The organism is Ruegeria sp. YKSD179 (assembly GCF_059612885.1).
On the sequence record NZ_JBXWRL010000003.1, the window covers coordinates 80,251 to 98,940 of the forward strand.

The window sequence follows — 18,690 nt, forward strand, 5'->3', positions numbered from 1 at the left end:
CGGCCCCAAAGTGATTCGAAGACTGCTTGTAACTCGGGACGCAGTGTTTACAATAGGTGGCTGATACGAATTCCGAAGGCGGCCCGAATCCGGGGCCGCTTTCCCGCTTTTTGAAAGGCAACCCATGTCCTGGACTGACGAGCGCGTAGAACAGCTCAAAAAAATGTGGGGCGAAGGCCAGTCGGCTAGCCAGATCGCCAAGGAACTGGGCGGTGTCACCCGCAACGCCGTGATCGGTAAGGTGCACCGTCTGGGCCTGTCGAACCGTGCAACAGGCGCATCGCCGGCTAAATCCGAAACCAAGGAAAAGCCAGCCCCAGCGCCTAAAGCAGAGGCTAAGCCAAAGCCCGCACCCAAGACCGAACCGGCACGTCCCTCTCCTTCCCCTGCGGCTGAAGCTAAACCCGCCGTTCCAGCCCGTCGTCAGATTATCCCGGCCGGTCAACCGTTACCGCCACAGCCTTCGGCTAACGAGATCAGCCCAGAAGCATTGGCCAAGGTCAACGAAGTGGAAAAGAAGGCGAAGAAACTCTCGCTGATGGAACTGACAGAAAAGACCTGCAAGTGGCCAGTCGGCGACCCTGCGACCGAAGACTTCTGGTTTTGTGGCCTGCCAGTCGAGGCCGGCAAGCCATATTGCGAAGCACATGTAGGCGTTGCGTTCCAACCAATGAGTTCACGCCGCGACCGCCGGAGATAGGGGCTGGCGCCTGAGAAGCCATCAACAACCAAGGAACTAACCGGGCGGAACACTATGGCTGCTTATTCGGCAAGAGGCGAATTGGCGTCAGGGCGAATGCCCAGTTCATGTATTCTCTAATTTGGGGAAACGCTACTCTTTTAGGGAAAGCTTTTTAGGCAAAATCAAGTTGAGCCAAGGTATTTTTCGATCAATCTACTGCGCGGGATGTGATGGTAAATCCGGGATAGGTACCCATTTGGGCAGTTCGTCGGGTGAAACCGAGACGTGCAAGCGTTCAGACTGATCCCTTCCCACTTTCCGGTGCTTGCGAAGTAGGAATATCTTTCCCCAGCCCCTCCAGGTTCCCACGGATGGCGCGGCAGGGTCTGTTGGGAAACGGTCTCGCCAACCGTCGGGCAGTGGCAGTCCATGCAGTTCGGTCTTATCCAGCATCCATATAAGTGAGATGTTGCTCAGCGGACGGGCCTCCTCAAAACCGTTCAACTGACCGCCTACATCTCCATGAGTTCCCCGAAACCAAACCTGTTCAACGTGGCCCTTAAAGTCTGGGGTACATTGCCACAACACCGGTTCAAAAACTTCTCGAGTCTCGTCCAAAGCGATGGCGTGATATCCGTGACGCGTTGCAGGGCCAAGCTGGTGGTTGTGGAACGAGTGGCGTTCTTCGGCCCAGCGCCAAAGCAATGGCAGGCGCAAATCAAGCGCCTTGACCGTATCCCAGACGCCAACCATTTCGATAGAGATATTCTCATGGCAGAAAGCTTTGCTAAAAGTTGCCGCAGCTTCGCCATTGGAGTTGCATTCATAGTGACGATAGGCCTGCAGGATATTTCGTTCCGTCGCGTGCTCCGCCTTCAGCAAGCCAATCATATCAATTACACCCGCCAGACTGCGCACACCGTAAGCACCGCGCGAGTACCCGATGAAGAAAATCTTGTCGCCCGGCTTGTAGCGAGAGGCAAGATAACCGTAAGCACGCCGAATCTGTCGATTGATACCGCGTCCCATCATCACATCCAGCGAGGATTTCCAGCTTTCCCATTGCACGCCTGCCTCGTAGAAAACTGAAACTTTACTGCCCATTTCGCGACACAAACGCAGGGTTTGACCGGCGTGGGTTTCAAAACCCGGGTCCAGGGTCGACATCGTACCGTCTAGGATGATGACGTGGCTTACAGGTTCTCGGTGGCGTGTTTCTGCAGAATGCTCGGACCGCAAAGGCCTCCCGAGCCACCCCAGAACCTTTCTACTTAGCCGCGACAGAACCATCGTTCAGCAATTCCCATACCTTATGAGGAGTGAATGGCATATCCGCTTGCCGCACCCCAAAATCCCAGAGCGCATCTTGAACCGCGTTCGCCACGGCCGCTAATGCGCCTACGGTCCCCGCTTCGCCGCAGCCTTTCATACCCATAGGGTTTGCAGTTGATGGAACGGGCGCCGAGGTGAACTTAATCATGGGTACGTCAGCGGCGCGGGGCAAGGCGTAGTCCATGAACGAAGCCGTGAGCAGTTGCCCTTGAGCATCATGCACAACATGCTCATTCAAGGCCTGTCCGATTCCCTGCACAACGCCACCGTGGACTTGCCCCTCGGCCAGCAAAGGGTTGATAAGATTTCCAAAATCATCGACTACTATGTACCGCTCTACCCGAGACTCCCCGGTTTTGGGATCGATCACAACTTCGGCAACATGCGCTCCGTTTGGATAGCTACGCGCCTCCAATCTGGCGCGGGCCTCATGCTGTAACAGGTCACTTCGCCCGTCAGCCCGAGCCATTTCTGCGGCCTCGATCAGCGTGGGCGTCAGGTTAGAACCAGGCGCGCGAAATGTTTCATGATCGAATGTCAAAATGCTTTCCTCAACGCCCATTTTATCCGCAAGATAAGGCGTGAATGCGGCAATCATCGTGTCAATCGTGACCAAAGTAGCATTGCTTTGCGTTGTCACCGAACGGGAACCGCCGGTGCCACCACCCTGCGCCAACCTATCGCTATCGCCCTGCACGACATTGATCCGCTCAGCCGGAATTCCGGTCTGGTCTGAAAGGAACTGAGCGTAGACCGTTTCATGCCCCTGCCCGTTCGATTGGGTGCCGACATAAAGGTTTACAGTTCCATTTTCGCAAAACTCGACTTTGGCGCCTTCGTTGGGGTCGCCCAGAATGCTTTCGATGTAATAACATAAACCTTGTCCGCGGATCAGGCCTTGCTGGGCGTCTGCCGCCTTGCGTTGGGCAAAACCTTCGGACTGAGAGTTCGCGCGCGACAGGACCATGTCAAATTCGCCCACGTCATAAGTCTCACCAGTGGCGGATTCGTAAGGAAATGCATCTGGGCGGATGAAATTCCTCCGCCTCAACTCCCACGGGTCAATACTCAGTTCACGCGCGGCCCTATCAATAACCCGTTCAAGTACGTAGATCGCTTCGGGCCGACCAGCGCCACGATAGGCATCAACTTGAGTCGTATTGGTGTAAAACCCCTCAACCCGCAAATAGGTTGTTTGCACATCATAAACGCCCATTAAAACACGGCTGAAAAGGTTGGTTTGGATGGCTTGCGCGAAATGACTGTTATATGCGCCCAAGTTGCATCTGGATTGTACCCGATAAGCAGTGATCTTGTAGTTTTGGTCAAATGCCAATTCTGCCAGTGAAGTCAGATCACGACCATGGTGGTCCGACAGCATCGCTTCGGATCGGTCAGACATCCAGTGAACAGTCTGCTTTAGCTGCATGGTGGCAACCGCGATCAAGAAATACTCGGGATAGGGCATCGCCTTCATGCCAAATCCGCCACCGACATCTGGAGTTGTCACACGGATCGAGTCTGGTTCCAGTTTTAGCTTATTGGCAAGTTGCGCCTTCATGCCCCAGACACCTTGTCCACTATAGGTAAAATGCAGGCGCTCTTCGAACCAAGTGGCCTGACAGCCACGCGGCTCGATTGAATTTACGATGACGCGGTTGTCGTGGACGTCCAACGAAACGGTATATGCGGCACTTTGAAATGCGGCCTCTGTCGCGGCTTCGTCTCCAAGCCCCCAATCAAACGCACGATTGTCTGGCGCCTCAGGATGCAAGACCTCGCCTCCGGCCGCAACGTCCATCTTCGCCGGAAGATCGTCCGTCTCCATCCAGATTAGTTCGACCGCGTCTCGTGCCTGTATCGGCGTATCGGCAACGACAACGGCAACTGGCTCGCCAACAAACCGAACACGCCCTTTGGCCAGCATATGCCGTTCGGGTGCCGCAGCTTGCGACCCGTCCCGATTGGCCACCGTCGTTGCACTCATTACAGTATCGATACCGGTGGAAACCAAATCTTCCCATGCCATCACTAAATGCACACCTTCTGACGCGCGTGCAGCTTCAAGATCTAGCGATGTGATTTTTGCATGTGCGACCGGGCTGCGAAAGAATGCCGCAAACAGAGCATTTTCAGGAACAGAGTCATCCATATAGGTGCCCTGCCCAGTCAAGAAACGCTGATCTTCGGTACGTTTGACGGGTTGGCTTTTTCCAAACTTTTCCATGGAGCAATCCTATGCCTGACTTTTGGCTGCGACCCTAGCGCGTGGTTTTCTCTTGTCCAGCGGCCTACAAAAATTATCGCCAGATAGCCTGATTGCGACACGCTTGTCTGAATTTGACGTGGCGCTGTACAATCCTTCTCATAGCATGAGCCTAAACCGGTATGTCGGAGGGCCCATGCCTGCTTCTGTTCCACTTTCAAATGGTCAATTAACCCATCAAGCGGTCTCAGATTACTGGGAAAACGGCTTTGTTTTTCCAATAACTGTGTTTTCGGAGGCGGAAACCGCGCGACTTCGTGACGAGCTGGAAGAAATTGAGGACAGTTGGCGCGAAGCTGACCTTCCGCTGCCATTGAATATATACAAACGTGTCAACGCCCATGTGGTCATGCCGTCAGTAGCTCGTATAGCACTTGATCCCCGCGTTTTGGATGTTGTTCAAGGTGTCTTGGGGCCAGATATTCTGCTTTGGTCGGCGGAGTTATTCATCAAAGAACCTCGAACCACCCAGGTCGTCGGAATGCATCAGGACCTGACCTATTGGGGTATGGGAGAAACGCCAGACCAACTAACCGCGTGGATCGCGCTGTCGCCAGCGACTGTTGAAAGTGGTTGTATGGATTTCGTCAAAGGCAGCCACAAAAACCCTATCCTTCCCCACAACGACACTTTCTCGGACAACAACCTGCTGTCGCGCGGTCAGGAAGTGGCCGTGGACGTTGCAGAAGAAGATAAAACTCATATCGAATTGCGACCGGGGCAAATGTCTTTGCACCATGGGCTGACGATTCACGGATCAGGTCCCAACGTTTCAAACGACCGCAGGATCGGTTTGGCAATCCGGTATTTAAACCCAAACGCGCAACAGAAAATTGCCGACCGCGATTATGCAATGCTGGCAAGAGGCAGCGATAAAGTAGGGAATTTCATCCAAATTCCGGCACCCACTGAATTGTTTTCTGCCGATGCTCTGAACCTGCATGCACAAATCCGCTTGGATCAAGCCAAAGCCATGGCGCAAGGCGCGTCAAAAAACCTACAGCTTTACGGATCTGAAGCATCAGCCAAAGCCTGAGTTTTTCAAACCCGTAGTTCAAAGCGGGAGGTTGCGCGCGGCCCCTTCCCCTTTTTGCGTCCATTCGTTATTGCAGGCGCTGACCCAAATTCGTTGACGCAGGACGCACCCGATGGCGATGGAAAAGACATTCAATGCGGCCGAGGCCGAGGCCCGGATATACAAGGCTTGGGAACAGGCTGGAGCCTTCAAGGCTGGCGCAAACAAATCACGCGACGAAAGCTTTACCATCATGATCCCGCCGCCGAACGTGACAGGCGCGCTGCATGTGGGTCATGCATTCAACAACACATTGCAAGACATACTGATCCGATGGCACCGCATGCGTGGGTTCGATACTTTGTGGCAGCCTGGACAGGACCATGCCGGTATCGCAACACAGATGCAGGTCGAAAAAATGCTTGCCGCTACTCAACAGCCCGGGCGACGCGAGTTGGGACGTGAGAAATTCCTTGAGAAAGTCTGGGAATGGAAGGGCGAGTACGGCGGCACGATCATAGAACAACTAAAACGCCTCGGTTCCTCGTGCGACTGGTCGCGCAATGCGTTTACTATGGCGGGGGCGGCGGGTGACCCGCGCACGGGGCATGAGAATTCGGCCAATTTCCACGATGCCGTTATAAAGGTATTCGTCGACATGTACGAAAAAGGCCTGATCTATCGCGGCAAGCGCCTCGTCAATTGGGACCCTCATTTTGAAACCGCAATTTCGGATCTTGAGGTTGAAAATATCGAAGTCGCGGGCCACATGTGGCACTTCAAATACCCGCTGGCCGGGGGCGAGACCTATACCTATGTCGAAAAGGACGAGGACGGGAATATCATCCTCGAGGAAGAGCGCGATTACATCTCGATCGCCACGACGCGCCCTGAAACAATGCTGGGCGACGGCGCTGTAGCGGTTCATCCCAAAGATGAGCGTTACGCTCCAATTATTGGAAAATTATGCGAAATTCCGGTTGGCCCAAAGGAACACCGCCGCCAGATTCCCATCATTACCGATGAATATCCGGATCCAGATTTTGGCTCCGGCGCGGTGAAGATCACGGGCGCGCATGACTTCAACGATAACATGGTCGCCAAGCGCGGCGGTATTCCGATGTACCGCCTGATGGACACCAAAGGCGCGATGCGGGCCGATGGTGCGCCTTACGCCGAGGAGGCCGATAAGGCGCAGGAATATGCGCGTGGGCGGGACTTCACCGAGAACGAAATCGACGCGATCAACCTGATCCCCGATCACCTGCGCGGCCTCGACCGGTTCGAGGCGCGTGCGAAGGTGGTCGAAGAGATCACTGCTGACGGTCTGGCCGTGATGACCCGCGCGGATGATCCGCGCTTGGGATCAACCGCTTTGAAACCTGATCACGAAGGCGCGGACAAGCTGGTTCCGTTGGTCGAAAGCAAACCGATCATGCAGCCCTTCGGCGACCGTTCGAAAGTAGTCATAGAACCAATGTTCACCGACCAGTGGTTTGTCGACGCCGCCAAGGTCGTTGGCCCCGCGCTCGACGCGGTCAAGGACGGCACTGTCAAAATCATACCCGAGTCCGGCGAAAAAACCTATTACCACTGGCTGGAAAATATCGAACCCTGGTGCATCTCGCGCCAACTTTGGTGGGGGCACCAAATTCCTGTTTGGTATGGCCTGGACCTGTCGGCGGAAGATTTCATCGATGACGAGAACGACGGCAACCTGGATCTAGTCGAACTGGGTCGTTTGTTAAGCGAAGGCGGCATGCTGCACCGTGGCAATGTTATGGAATGCGCGCCCAGTTTCGATGCAGTGATTGAAAAGTTCACTGACGACAACGCTGACATTCCCAGTCCGCTAAGCCACGCCACCGTTATTGAAGTCGCGGACAAGCACGAGGCGATTCATCAATTCGCTGAAAGCCTGGCTCAATACGCAGTTGGGCAAGACCCAACCAAACTGATTTTCCCGGTTTGGCGCGACCCTGACGTCCTTGACACATGGTTCTCCTCCGGTCTCTGGCCTATCGGCACACTTGGCTGGCCAGAGCAGACGGAGGAACTGCAGCGTTACTTCCCGACTGATGTTTTGGTCACTGGGTTCGACATACTGTTCTTCTGGGTTGCCCGGATGATGATGATGCAGTTGGCCGTGGTACACGAAGTCCCATTCCACACCGTTTACTTGCACCAGCTAGTCCGCGACGAGAAGGGCAAGAAGATGTCCAAAACCACCGGCAACGTCATCGACCCGCTAGAGATCGTAGACGAATTCGGCGCCGACGCTCTGCGCTTTACCAATGCATCGATGGCGGCGATTGGCGGCGTGCTGAAACTGTCCCGCGAACGCATCACCGGCTATCGCAATTTCGGTACCAAGCTTTGGAATGCCGTCCGTTTTGCCGAGATGAACGAAGTTTTTACCGACGCCGTTCCGCAGCTGGATGTAACCGACCTGAAACCTAAGGCAGCCGTAAACCGCTGGATTATCGGTGAAACCGCCCGTGTACGTGAAGAAGTTGACGCAGCGCTGGACAGCTACCGTTTCAACGATGCGGCAAATGGACTTTACGCCTTCGTCTGGGGTAAGGTCTGTGACTGGTATGTGGAGCTGTCCAAACCGCTGCTGCAAGGAGACGACACCGCGGCGCAGGCCGAAACTCGCGCCACCATGCGTTGGGTTCTGGATCAGTGCATGGTCCTGCTGCACCCGATCATGCCCTTCATAACCGAAGAGCTGTGGGGCCTGACCGGCAACCGCACCAAGATGGTCGTGCACGCTGATTGGCCGACTTATGCCGCCACAGATCTGATCGACGCGGACGCGGATCGTGAGATGAACTGGGTGATCTCGGTGATCGAAAACACCCGCTCGGCGCGCGCGCAGATGCGCGTTCCCGCTGGCCTTTACGTGCCGATGTTGGTGACCGAGATCGACGCCCATGGACAGGCTGCATGGGACCGCAACGAAGCGCTGATCAAGCGTCTGGCGCGGATCGACAGCCTGACCAAGGCGGATGATCTGCCCAAAGGCACGATCTCCATCGCCGCCCCCGGTGCTTCTTTCGGCTTACCGTTGGCTGATATCATCGACATCGGCGCTGAAAAAGAACGGTTAGAGAAAGCAAAAGGCAAGCTTGCCAAAGAACTGGGCGGATTGCGTGGGCGCCTGAATAATCCCAAATTCGTGGCTTCGGCACCGGAGGAAGTGGTTGAGGAAGCCAAAGCCAACCTCGCGGCCCGTGAAGAAGAAGAGGCGAAGTTGAACGAGGCGCTTGCGCGTCTGGCCGAAATCGCCTGATAATTTGTATTCGTAGTTCATAAATCTATACAACCCCGCCGGACAAGCGTCGGCGGGGCTTTCATTTCAACCAATCTTTTACCCCTGTTCACCCCTGCTTGCGATTGATAGCACAAGCCAGTGACAACTCCCGAGGTCAAGATGGCGCTATCTCTTCCCCCGATACAAACCATTTCGACCGGACTGGTGGTGGCCGTTGTCGGTTTCTTCAGCTCGTTTCCGATTGTTCTGCAAGGTCTTGACGCTATGGGCGCATCACCTTCCCAAGCTGCCTCTGGCCTATCAATGGCAGCAGTGGCGATGGGGTTGACGGCGATCATTCTCAGCCTTTGGTGCAAAGAACCGATTAGCGTCGCTTGGTCCACGCCGGGGGCCGCTCTTCTGGCTGTTTCCGCCACGCCTGCCGCGGGCTTTTCGGGGGCGGTCGGCGCATTTTTGTGCGCAGGTGCGCTGACATTTCTCGCTGGATTATGGCGCCCACTTGGTCGTTTGGCAGCAGCGATACCGACAACTTTGGCGCAAGCAATGTTGGGCGGTGTGTTGCTGCCATTATGCATAGTGCCCTTTAAAGCGGCAGTCGAAATGCCCTGGCAGGCGTTACCCGTCATCGTAACATGGTTCGTCGCCGGGCGGATCAACAGGTTAATTGCAGTTCCGTCAGCTGTGATAGCGGCCGCAATCGTCGTGGTCCTCAGCGCCGGGAACAATTCAGTCAGCCCCGAACAGCTGGCGGCTGTTCCCGTTTGGACGATGCCGACCTTTTCGGTAGCTTCCGCCATTGGGATAGGCCTTCCCCTGTTTATCGTCACAATGGCCACACAAAACATCCCTGGCATCGCGGTAATGCGAAGCTTCGGCTATGCTCCCAACCCGGGCAAACTGTTTTCGGCTGTCGGTGGCGCGAGCATTCTGTCTGGTCCTTTCGGTGCCCCTGCCACCTGTCTGGCCGCTATAACCGCTGCGATGTGTTCCAATGAGGATAGCCATCCAAATCCAACCCAGCGCTATTGGTCAGCGTTTATGGCCGGTGTTTTTTATTGCCTATTTGGTGTCTTCGCGGTTGCCATTACTGGATTCGCGGCGCACGCAGATCCCTTACTGATGGGCACCCTGACAGGCGTCGCGCTAATTGGCGTAATGGCCAATTCGATCTTTGCGGCACTTGAAGTCCCCGCCGAGCGCGAAGCAGCTATTCTGACTTTTGCGATTACCGCGTCGGGTATCACTGTCTTCGGGCTTGGCGCTGCTGTCGTGGGTCTTTTAGCAGGTGGCGCCGCATACCTTGTGACCAACCGAGTTCGTTGAGTGCTTTTACCCTGACCGACTGTCAGGTATTATTTGATTATGCTTGGATCATTAGGAAAGCTGGTGGAACGCCAGATCAAGAAAGCACAGGCCGAAGGTCAGCTAAAGGGACTGGAAGGCGAAGGTAAGCCTTTACCAGATCGCTCACCCGAAGCGCTGTCAGATCCCGCGATTGCCGCAGGCCATCGGATCATGGCGCAAGCCGGTGTTTTGCCCGAGGAATTCGAGATCAAAAAAGAATTGGACGCTGCCCGAAAAGTTTACCCAAAAATAACCGATCCAGATGCTCGAAAGACCGCGATGGCGAAAATTGCTGATCTTGAGATGCGGTATCACATGGCCAGGGACGCTAGACGCGCATTTCTGCGATAGTCATTTGAACTCTGGTTTGCGGCCTTGCATGTGCGCTGAAACGACCTCGATTTGATCAGGTTTTCCGATTAATTCAACTTGTTCCGCAGATTCCTCCAGTAAAACTTCAGCTCGGGATTTGCTTTCTGCAATCTCGACTAAACGTTTAGCCGCCCGAATAGCAGAAGGGCTCTTACCTGCAATGTCTTCGGCCAACGCAAGCGCTTCGGTCATGGGATCATCTGACAGCTTGGTGATCAGCCCCCATTCTGCCGCCTGCGACGCTCCTATTGGGCGCGCAGTATAGGTGAGCAGTCGTAAAACGTCAGATCGAACAAGCTGGGGCAACAACACCATGCCGCCCATATCAGGGATGATGCCCCATTTCATTTCCATCAAGGCCAACTTGGCGTCGGGGTGGGCAATTCGTACATCTGCACCAAGCGCGATCTGCAACCCACCGCCATAGGCCACGCCCTTTATGGCACAAATTACCGGCACAGGTACGCGGCGCCAAACCATAGCAAGTTCCTGCATCTCATTGGTGTCACCATGACTGCGCGTCATCAGCCATTCGGTGGGATCGGTATGCGCCATGCTTGCGAAACTGGCCATATCCAGCCCCGCGCAGAAGCTTTTGCCCTCACCTGACAAAACAACGGCTCGGGCCTCTGAGGCCGCAACCTCCTGCCCTGCAGACAAGATCGCTTTTATCATCGCATCATCCAGCGCATTCATCTTGTCGCCGCGGGTCAGCGTTACAACCGCGATGTGATCTTTGTATTCAACAGAAACGCGCGCCATCAGAAACTCCTAAACCGTATTTCTTGCACCTTGCCCTGAAAGTTCGGCGCGATTCCACTGCGACGTCAGGGCATCTGCGATACTGGCATCCGGCCGAACCACGGAGAGTCCAGTGTCATGACATAGAACTGATCGCCGACGATTTTGCCACCTGTGGTGATACCCAACCGTCCATCAGGGTCCTGCAGGGTTCGCAATATTTTACCATCGCCGTCAAAGTGCACCAACATACCGCGATGAATTGGTGCGGGTCGAACCATTGGACCCAATCTCCAAACCACTTTGCGCAAAAATGGATATGGCATCAGAACCTCGGACGGTACTCGGGGGCTGGCAAAGGCCATCCAATAGGTACCATCGCCCTGCGCCTCGATGTTGTCAGGATAGCCGGGAAGGTTATCCAGCAAAACCTCGGTTGTCCCCTCTTTGGGCCCTTTCAGCCAGTGTTTATGGAGCCGGGCTCTCCCCGTTTCGGCAATCAACAGGAAATCCTCTTCCGGGGAAAGGGCGACGCCGTTGGTGTAAACGAAACCTTCTGCAATTTTTACAGTGGTCCCGCCGGGATCATGGCGTGCTACGTAGCCGCTTTCGGATTGCTCCCATATCGTCAGGACTGACGTTTGTTTCGTGCCGCCCATGGTTTCCGGGTCGAACCGGTCAGATGAGTTCGAAAAGTAGATGGTGCCATCCTTGGCCGCCGCCAACTGGTTTGCGTATATTACTGGGTTCCCATCAATTTCGGAGACGACATTTCGCAATGTGCCCGGTCCGTCCCATCGCATCACACCGCGAAAACTGTCAGCTATGTAAAGTGCTCCATCTGGTCCAGCATGAAGACCAAGGGGACGCCCACCCAGATTGTCAATTTCTACCAAAGAGTTACCGTCAATCCGATACAAGTTCCCTGAAAGGCTGGTGGTATAGACAGCGCCGTCCGGTAGAACCGCTATATCTTCGGGGCCGACTTCGCCTGGCGGCAAGTTGACCAGTTCCAATTTATCCAATGCTGCGTTTTCTGCATAATCACCTGAAAAGCCGGGTGGATCTGGAAATTCATAGGCGATGGGAGCCACCGGAACCGGCCAGAGGAACAAATACATTACTCCGATTATCAATAAGCCGAATACAATCCGCACATACGGCCCTCCTTCTAAGTTGCTTACAGATTGTAGCTCGTCAATGCAGCATGCAAGGTTGCCGGGAACGCTACCTTGCGTTTATCTGCCTGCATGAACAATCCGCGTTATACATCTCTTGCCGAATCCCTTCCAGCAACCGTGCCATTCGTTGGCCCAGAGGCACAAGAACGTCGACGAGGCGCCCCGTTTGTGGCGCGGTTGGGCGCAAACGAAAGCGTTTTTGGCCCTTCGCCTCGGGCGGTTCAAGCGATGCAGCAGGCAACTGCCGATATTTGGATGTACGGCGATCCAGAAAATCATGATTTGCGCCATGCGCTGGCCGAATTTCACGAAGTGGAACCCGAAAACATCGTTGTGGGTGAAGGCATCGATGGATTACTGGGCTATCTGGTGCGGTTGATGATTGCTCCCGGTGATACGGTTGTTACATCTGACGGTGCTTATCCGACATTCAACTACCACGTTGCCGGGTACGGTGGCGACATCCACAAAGTGCCTTATTTAGATGACCGCGAAGACCCGAACAAGTTGTTTGCCAAAGCGTCAGAGGTGGATGCCAAGCTGGTTTACCTAGCAAACCCCGACAACCCTATGGGAAGCTGGCATTCCGGTTCGGACGTCATGGCCGCATTGGACGCGTTACCCGACGGCTGTCTGTTGGTATTGGATGAGGCCTATGTAGAATGCGCGCCGCCGGGCACTGCCGCAAAGATCGCAAAAGACGATACGCGTGTTATACGGTTGCGTACTTTTTCAAAGGTCTACGGCATGGCTGGCGCGCGGGTTGGATATGCTATCGGCGCACCGGAGTTGATCGAAGCCTTCAACAAAGTTCGAAATCATTTTGGAATGAACCGAGTCGCTCAGGTGGGTGCTTTGGCGGCATTGCGGGACCAAACTTGGCTGACTGAAGTGCAAGGTCACATCGCAAGAGCGCGAGATCAGATAGACAAAATAGCCCGTTCCAACGGTCTGAAGCCATTGCCTTCGGCCACAAATTTTGTGGCCATCGATTGCGGGCGTGATGGCGCCTTTGCCAAGACAGTTCTGGATGAGCTTGTGAAACAGGGAACCTTCGTCCGAATGCCTTTCGCCTCGCCACAAAACCGCTGTATCCGTGTTAGTTGCGGTGAACAGTCGGACATGGATGCATTTGCAAAAGCCTTGCCTCTGGCGCTTGCCGCAGCGTCGGGTCTGAACACTTGAAACAGACCAAACTAGATCACGGCCAACTTCCCGAACGCTCGTTAACTCTGTTTCGCTAATACCAAGGCAGCAGCTTCGACAGCTCCCGAACCTCTTGGTATGTCCAGCGCGGCCATGCCCGTCTCGATACTTGCAAGCATTGCCAGGATCATTTGACCGTTAACATGACCCATGTGTCCAAGACGAAAGCAAGACTCCTTGTCCTCCATGCCAAGGCCAATGCCAAGGGTCAGGCCTAATTGATCCTTGCAATAGTTTCGCAATGCCGTGCCTCGCCCTTCGGTCAGGCGCAATGCAGTTACTGCGTGGCTGCGATGCGTCGGCTCATCAACATTAATTTGAAGTGCGCCACCCTCGGACCAACGTTCACACGCAGCCCAAACAGCCTTTGCCAATTGCCGGTGACGAGCCCAAATGTGTTCTATCCCTTCGCCGTGTATCAAGTCCAAAGCGGCACGCAAACCGTACAGGTGTTGCGTCGGCGCCGTTCCATTAAAAAACTGATAAAACTGATCAGGGTTTGCGCGCGGTTGCCAGTCCCAGTATTTCGAAACACGGGGCATCTGTGCGCGTCTAGCCTGCGCTTTGTCGTTGAAAAAAACAAAACCAACCCCGGCAGGTGTCATCAGCCCCTTCTGACAGGCAGTCACCATCACGTCGACGCCCCAGGCATCCATTTCAAACCGATCGCAGCATAATGACGCTATGCAATCTGCCATCAACAAGGCGGGGTGATCCAACTCGTCCAATAAATCGCGCAACGCGGGAATGTCGTTTCGGATCGAGCTGGAAGTGTCCACATGCACCGCCAATACAGCCTTGATATCATGCGCAGAATCTTCACGCAGTGTTTCTGCAATCTGGTCAAAATCCCAAGGTGACGACGTGCCAAAGTCGATGAGTTTGACTTGCGCCCCAATTCCCGCCGCCATTTCGGCCCATCCGTGAGCAAATAATCCCGATGCCGGGGCCAGTACAATGTCGCCCGGAGCTATAACATTGGAAAGCGCTGCCTCCCATGTACCGTGACCGTTGGCAATATAGATCGCGACTTGGTGGTCAGTGCGCGCAACCCCGCAAAGATCACGGGTCAGATCAGGCATCATGTCGATCAGTTCGCCTTCATAAATGTTAGGCGACGCGCGGTGCATGGCCTGCAAAACAACGTCAGGCATGACTGAGGGGCCGGGAATGGCCAAATACTCGCGTCCCTGCGCGAGAGAGATGGGATTTTTCATGGGATCAACCTGTTTGAATTGACGCTAACCCTAACGAAGGTTCAAGCGGCGTCAATCCATCAGCTTTGATGCCTCTTGGGCAAGCGCCTCAATTCCAGACCAATCGCCGTCAATAACCATCTGTTTGGGCGCCACCCAGCTACCGCCGGCACAAACCACATTGGGGAGGGATAAATAATCCTTTGCGTTCGCAGTGGAAACGCCGCCGGTGGGACAAAAGCTAATTTGTGGTAACGGCGCGCCGATGGCTTTCAGCGCGGGCACCCCTCCGGAGGCTTCAGCCGGGAAAAACTTAAGCATGTCGTATCCCTGCTCCAAAAGATGCATCGCCTCGCTGCACGTGGCTGCGCCGGGCAACAGCGGTAGGCCTTCTGCCTCACACGCAGCGATTAACGCGTCCGTAGCGCCGGGCGAAACACCGAACTGAGCCCCTGCCTCTTTAGCGTTGCGTACATCTTCGGGGGTAATCAGGGTCCCGGCGCCTACCACACCGCCTGGCACTTGGGCCATCGCACGGATTACATCCAGTGCTGCGGGGGTGCGCAAAGTAACCTCAAGGGCCGGCAACCCGCCAGCGACCAATGCCTCGGCCAGCGGACTGGCCTGTGCAGCATCCTCGACAACCAAAACCGGGACGATCGGGGCAAGCGAGCAAATTTCGCGGGTGCGATCTGTCTTTGATGTCATTTGTCAGGCTCCAAAAATACTGGCACCGGCGTCGGCAGAACCGACGGCGTTACGGAATGCTCCAAAAAGGTCTCGACCCACCCCGTGTTGGTTGGCCGACAAGTCAGCCGTCGCCGAGGCGCGGTCGAGAACACCGGGCGTCAAAATCTCCAGCTCTCCCTTAACGGCATCCACGCGCAGAACATCACCGTCGCATAGGCGAGCTATAGCTCCGCCATCCAGCGCTTCGGGGCAGACATGGATCGCTGCTGGAACCTTTCCGGACGCCCCCGACATGCGGCCATCGGTGACCAGAGCCACCTTTTGTCCACGCCCCTGCAGTATCGAAAGGATTGGCGTTAACGAGTGCAGCTCGGGCATTCCATTTGCCTTTGGCCCCTGAAAGCGAACAACGACAATGACGTCATCGGTGAATTCTCCGGCTTTGAATGCGGCTTTGACATCGTCCTGATCATGAAACACACGCACGGGCGCCTCAACAACTTGATGTTCAGGGGCAACAGCCGAAACTTTCATAACGCCGGTGCCGAGATTGCCGGTCAATCGTGACAGACCACCGGTGGGTTGAAACGGGTCCGATGCCGGGCGGACGATCTTTTCGTTCAAACTGTGGCCCGCGCCGTCTTGCCAAGCAAGCTCTCCGTCGATCAGCTTGGGTTCTTGCGTATAACGATGCAGACCCTGCCCTGCCACGGTAAGTGTGTCAGGGTGCAACAGGCCATCATCCAATAAGGTGCCGATCGTGAAACCCAAACCTCCTGCCGCGTGGAAATGATTCACATCGGCCAACCCGTTTGGATAAACACGCGCGACCAATGGTACAACGGCAGAAATTTCAGAAAAATCATGCCAATCCAGAACGATACCCCCTGCCCGCGCCATCGCAATCAAGTGGATAAGTAGGTTCGTTGACCCTCCGGTGGCCATTAAGCCAACAATCCCATTCACGAAAGCGCGTTCATCGAGAATCTGACAGACAGGCGTGTAATGATTGCCCAGCGCGCTGAGAGACAATGCACGCCTGGCGCCTTCCTCGGTCAACGCGTCACGCAAGGGTGTGTTAGGATTAACAAAGCTCGAGCCTGGCAGGTGCAGACCCATGAACTCCATCAGCATTTGGTTGGTGTTGGCGGTTCCGTAGAAGGTACAAGTACCCGGTCCGTGATAGGCGGCCATTTCGGCCTTCATGAGTTCTTCGCGGCCAACTTCGCCTGCAGCGAATTTCTGGCGAACCTTGGCTTTTTCATCATTCGGTAAGCCGCTGGTCATTGGACCCGCAGGCAAAAATACAGCAGGAAGATGGCCAAATGCCTGCGCACCGATCACCAGTCCCGGTACAATCTTGTCACACACCCCCAGAAAAACGGCAGCGTCATAGGTGTTGTGGCTGAGCGCAACTCCTGTCGCCAAAGCAATCACATCGCGGGAAAAAAGGGATAATTCCATTCCTGCCTCGCCCTGTGTGACGCCATCACACATCGCCGGGACACCACCGGCCACCTGCGCTGTACCACCAGCAACACGGATAGCCTGGCGAATAAGTTCAGGATAACGTTCGAACGGTTGATGCGCAGAAAGCATGTCATTGTAGGCGGTTACAATGCCCAGATTGCCCGCGGTGCCCGTTGCCATGGCTTTTTGATCTTCGCCGGCCCCGGCATAAGCGTGAGCTTGACCGCTGCAGGACAAATGTCCTCGGGCGGGGCCCTTGGACTTCGCTTGCTCCATCCGTTCCAGGTGCGGACCACGCAATGGCGCGCTGCGATCGATGATCCGTTGGGTTACATCGGCAATGACTGAATGAACCATTCCTAACCTCCGATTTGACGCCAGCGGCGTCCGTCCCGATGCATCAGCATCAACGCCTCTTCTGGCCCGGAACTTCCCTGATCATAACGCGAAGGCCGATCGCCGCGTTCTTCCCACCCACGAATGATCGGGTCCACCCAGGCCCATGCAGCCTCAGCCTCGTCCCCACGCATGAACAATGTCTGGTCACCGCGGATCACGTCCATCACCAACCTCTCATAGGCGTCAGGCGCCCGGGCCTCGTCACCCAGGGCGTCAGCGAAACTCATGTCCAGAGCTACGTCGGAAAGGCGGAAACCTCCCGGTCCGGGGTCTTTGATTGTAGTGCGCAAGGTGATGCCCTCGTCTGGTTGCAAGCGGATCACAAGCACGTTGCCCTGCAAGGGACCAACATTCGGGAAAATCGTATGTGGCGGGTCGCGAAAGAACACGGCAATCTCAGACTCACGAGCACGCAATCGCTTGCCAGTTCTTAAATAGAAAGGAACCCCGGCCCAGCGCCAGTTACCAACATGCACTTTGAGCGCAATGAAGCTCTCGGTACGGCTGGACGGATTGCCGACGTGATCGACATAGCCGCCTTCACCTTTTTCCGCGCGGTACTGACCGCGTGCGATATCGGTTTGCGCGACGGGTTCCAGCGCCTCAATAACTTTGACCTTTTCATCGCGCACGGAGTTAGGTGCAAACTTAGAGGGAGGTTCCATCGCGGTAAGGCAGAGCAGCTGAACTAAATGGTTCTGAATCATGTCACGCATGGCACCGGACTGATCATAGTAAGCCCCACGCCCCTCGACACCGACCGTTTCTGCCACTGTGATTTGAACATGGTCTATGTGGGTCGCGTTCCAAAGCGGCTCGAACAGAGAGTTTGCAAATCGCAAAGCCATTAGGTTCTGGACGGTTTCCTTACCCAGATAGTGGTCAATGCGATAAATCTGATGTTCTTCGAAACAAGCGCGCAGCCCCTGATTCAACGCTTGAGCTGATGCCAGATCGTGGCCAAAGGGTTTTTCAACCACAATGCGGCTGTCCTTAGTGGCCAGGCCATGGTCGTTCAGACTTTGGGCGATGCCCGAAAATAAGCTGGGCCCGACTGAAAGGTAAAATGCACGCACGACTTTCGGACGCAAGGTTTTGGTCAGCTCCGCCCAGCCAGCTTCACCTAATGCGTCTACCGGAACATATTCCACGCGGTTCAAAAACTGATCCAAAGTTTCTTTTTTGAATTCAGGGGCGAAATCTTGCATAGACCTCCGCACCAATTCCCGGAAACCATCGCTGTCCATATCGGAACGCGCAGATCCGATTATTCGAGCGTCCTCAGGCATCTGGCCGACTTCGAAACGATGGTAAAGCCCCGGCAAGATTTTGCGTTGCGCCAAATCACCTGTCGCGCCGAATAATACCAGGTCAAACGGATCCACTGGAATTACGCGTGAAACCATTTCAGGCTCCTCTTCGAGTTCGTGTATTCAGCTTAACGCGACATATTACGTAAGCATGAACCGGATGGAGTGCATTTTAGCATCTACACCGCCAATTGTTATCGCTAACATTC

14 protein-coding genes are annotated in these 18,690 nt (G+C 55.0%); 6 read left to right on the forward strand and 8 right to left on the reverse strand.

The window, feature by feature from the left end; all coding sequences use genetic code 11:
• Positions 1–124: 124 nt before the first annotated feature.
• Positions 125–700, forward strand: coding sequence for a GcrA family cell cycle regulator (locus AC2FNE_RS02235; RefSeq protein WP_170473520.1), 576 nt, complete (start codon positions 125–127; stop codon positions 698–700).
• A 195-nt stretch (positions 701–895) separates the two neighbouring features.
• Here the strand turns inward: AC2FNE_RS02235 and AC2FNE_RS02240 are convergent, their stop codons facing one another.
• Positions 896–1,972, reverse strand: coding sequence for a T6SS phospholipase effector Tle1-like catalytic domain-containing protein (locus AC2FNE_RS02240; protein WP_496804689.1), 1,077 nt, complete (start codon positions 1,970–1,972; stop codon positions 896–898).
• Positions 1,950–4,241 carry a xanthine dehydrogenase family protein molybdopterin-binding subunit gene (locus AC2FNE_RS02245; protein ID WP_496804690.1) on the reverse strand — a complete coding sequence of 764 codons (2,292 nt, stop codon included), beginning with the start codon at positions 4,239–4,241 and terminating at the stop codon, positions 1,950–1,952. Before AC2FNE_RS02245 ends, AC2FNE_RS02240 begins: the two co-directional genes overlap by 23 nt.
• A gap of 175 nt (positions 4,242–4,416) precedes the next feature.
• On the opposite strand from AC2FNE_RS02245, the gene AC2FNE_RS02250 reads away from it, so the two are divergent.
• The 4 genes from AC2FNE_RS02250 to AC2FNE_RS02265 all read left to right on the forward strand — a co-directional run bounded on the left by AC2FNE_RS02250 (position 4,417) and on the right by AC2FNE_RS02265 (position 10,267).
• The gene (locus tag AC2FNE_RS02250) at positions 4,417–5,316 is read left to right on the forward strand and encodes a phytanoyl-CoA dioxygenase family protein (RefSeq protein ID WP_496804691.1); all 900 of its coding nucleotides are present in this window, start codon (positions 4,417–4,419) and stop codon (positions 5,314–5,316) included.
• A gap of 112 nt (positions 5,317–5,428) precedes the next feature.
• A complete protein-coding gene (locus AC2FNE_RS02255; RefSeq protein ID WP_496804692.1) occupies positions 5,429–8,590 on the forward strand; it encodes a valine--tRNA ligase in 3,162 nt (1,053 codons plus the stop codon).
• Positions 8,591–8,731: 141 nt separating this feature from the next.
• Entirely contained in the window at positions 8,732–9,895 is a 1,164-nt protein-coding gene (locus AC2FNE_RS02260) for a benzoate/H(+) symporter BenE family transporter (RefSeq protein WP_496804693.1), read from the forward strand.
• Positions 9,896–9,934: 39 nt separating this feature from the next.
• Positions 9,935–10,267 carry a DnaJ family domain-containing protein gene (locus AC2FNE_RS02265; protein ID WP_496804694.1) on the forward strand — a complete coding sequence of 111 codons (333 nt, stop codon included), beginning with the start codon at positions 9,935–9,937 and terminating at the stop codon, positions 10,265–10,267.
• Here AC2FNE_RS02265 and AC2FNE_RS02270 read toward each other — a convergent pair whose 3' ends face one another.
• Both AC2FNE_RS02270 and AC2FNE_RS02275 read right to left on the reverse strand, forming a co-directional pair.
• Positions 10,268–11,050: a crotonase/enoyl-CoA hydratase family protein gene (locus tag AC2FNE_RS02270; RefSeq protein WP_496804695.1), complete on the reverse strand. Its 783-nt coding sequence runs from the start codon at positions 11,048–11,050 to the stop codon at positions 10,268–10,270. It lies immediately after the preceding gene.
• 65 nt (positions 11,051–11,115) lie between these two features.
• A complete protein-coding gene (locus AC2FNE_RS02275; RefSeq protein ID WP_496804696.1) occupies positions 11,116–12,186 on the reverse strand; it encodes an SMP-30/gluconolactonase/LRE family protein in 1,071 nt (356 codons plus the stop codon).
• Between the two features lie 93 nt (positions 12,187–12,279).
• Between AC2FNE_RS02275 and AC2FNE_RS02280 the strand changes: the two genes are divergently transcribed.
• Positions 12,280–13,395 (forward strand): pyridoxal phosphate-dependent aminotransferase, encoded by a 1,116-nt coding sequence (locus AC2FNE_RS02280; RefSeq protein WP_496804757.1) that lies wholly within the window; start codon positions 12,280–12,282, stop codon positions 13,393–13,395.
• Between the two features lie 41 nt (positions 13,396–13,436).
• Here the strand turns inward: AC2FNE_RS02280 and AC2FNE_RS02285 are convergent, their stop codons facing one another.
• The 4 genes from AC2FNE_RS02285 to zwf are packed head-to-tail and all read right to left on the reverse strand — an operon-like array spanning position 13,437 to position 18,577.
• On the reverse strand, positions 13,437–14,633 hold the full coding sequence (locus AC2FNE_RS02285; protein ID WP_496804697.1) for a pyridoxal-phosphate-dependent aminotransferase family protein: 1,197 nt from the start codon (positions 14,631–14,633) through the stop codon (positions 13,437–13,439).
• A 51-nt stretch (positions 14,634–14,684) separates the two neighbouring features.
• On the reverse strand, positions 14,685–15,320 hold the full coding sequence (locus AC2FNE_RS02290; protein ID WP_496804698.1) for a bifunctional 4-hydroxy-2-oxoglutarate aldolase/2-dehydro-3-deoxy-phosphogluconate aldolase: 636 nt from the start codon (positions 15,318–15,320) through the stop codon (positions 14,685–14,687).
• 3 nt (positions 15,321–15,323) lie between these two features.
• On the reverse strand, positions 15,324–17,129 hold the full coding sequence (edd, locus tag AC2FNE_RS02295; protein WP_496804699.1) for a phosphogluconate dehydratase: 1,806 nt from the start codon (positions 17,127–17,129) through the stop codon (positions 15,324–15,326).
• Positions 17,130–17,131: 2 nt separating this feature from the next.
• Entirely contained in the window at positions 17,132–18,577 is a 1,446-nt protein-coding gene (gene zwf, locus AC2FNE_RS02300) for a glucose-6-phosphate dehydrogenase (protein ID WP_170473554.1), read from the reverse strand.
• Positions 18,578–18,690: the final 113 nt, after the last annotated feature.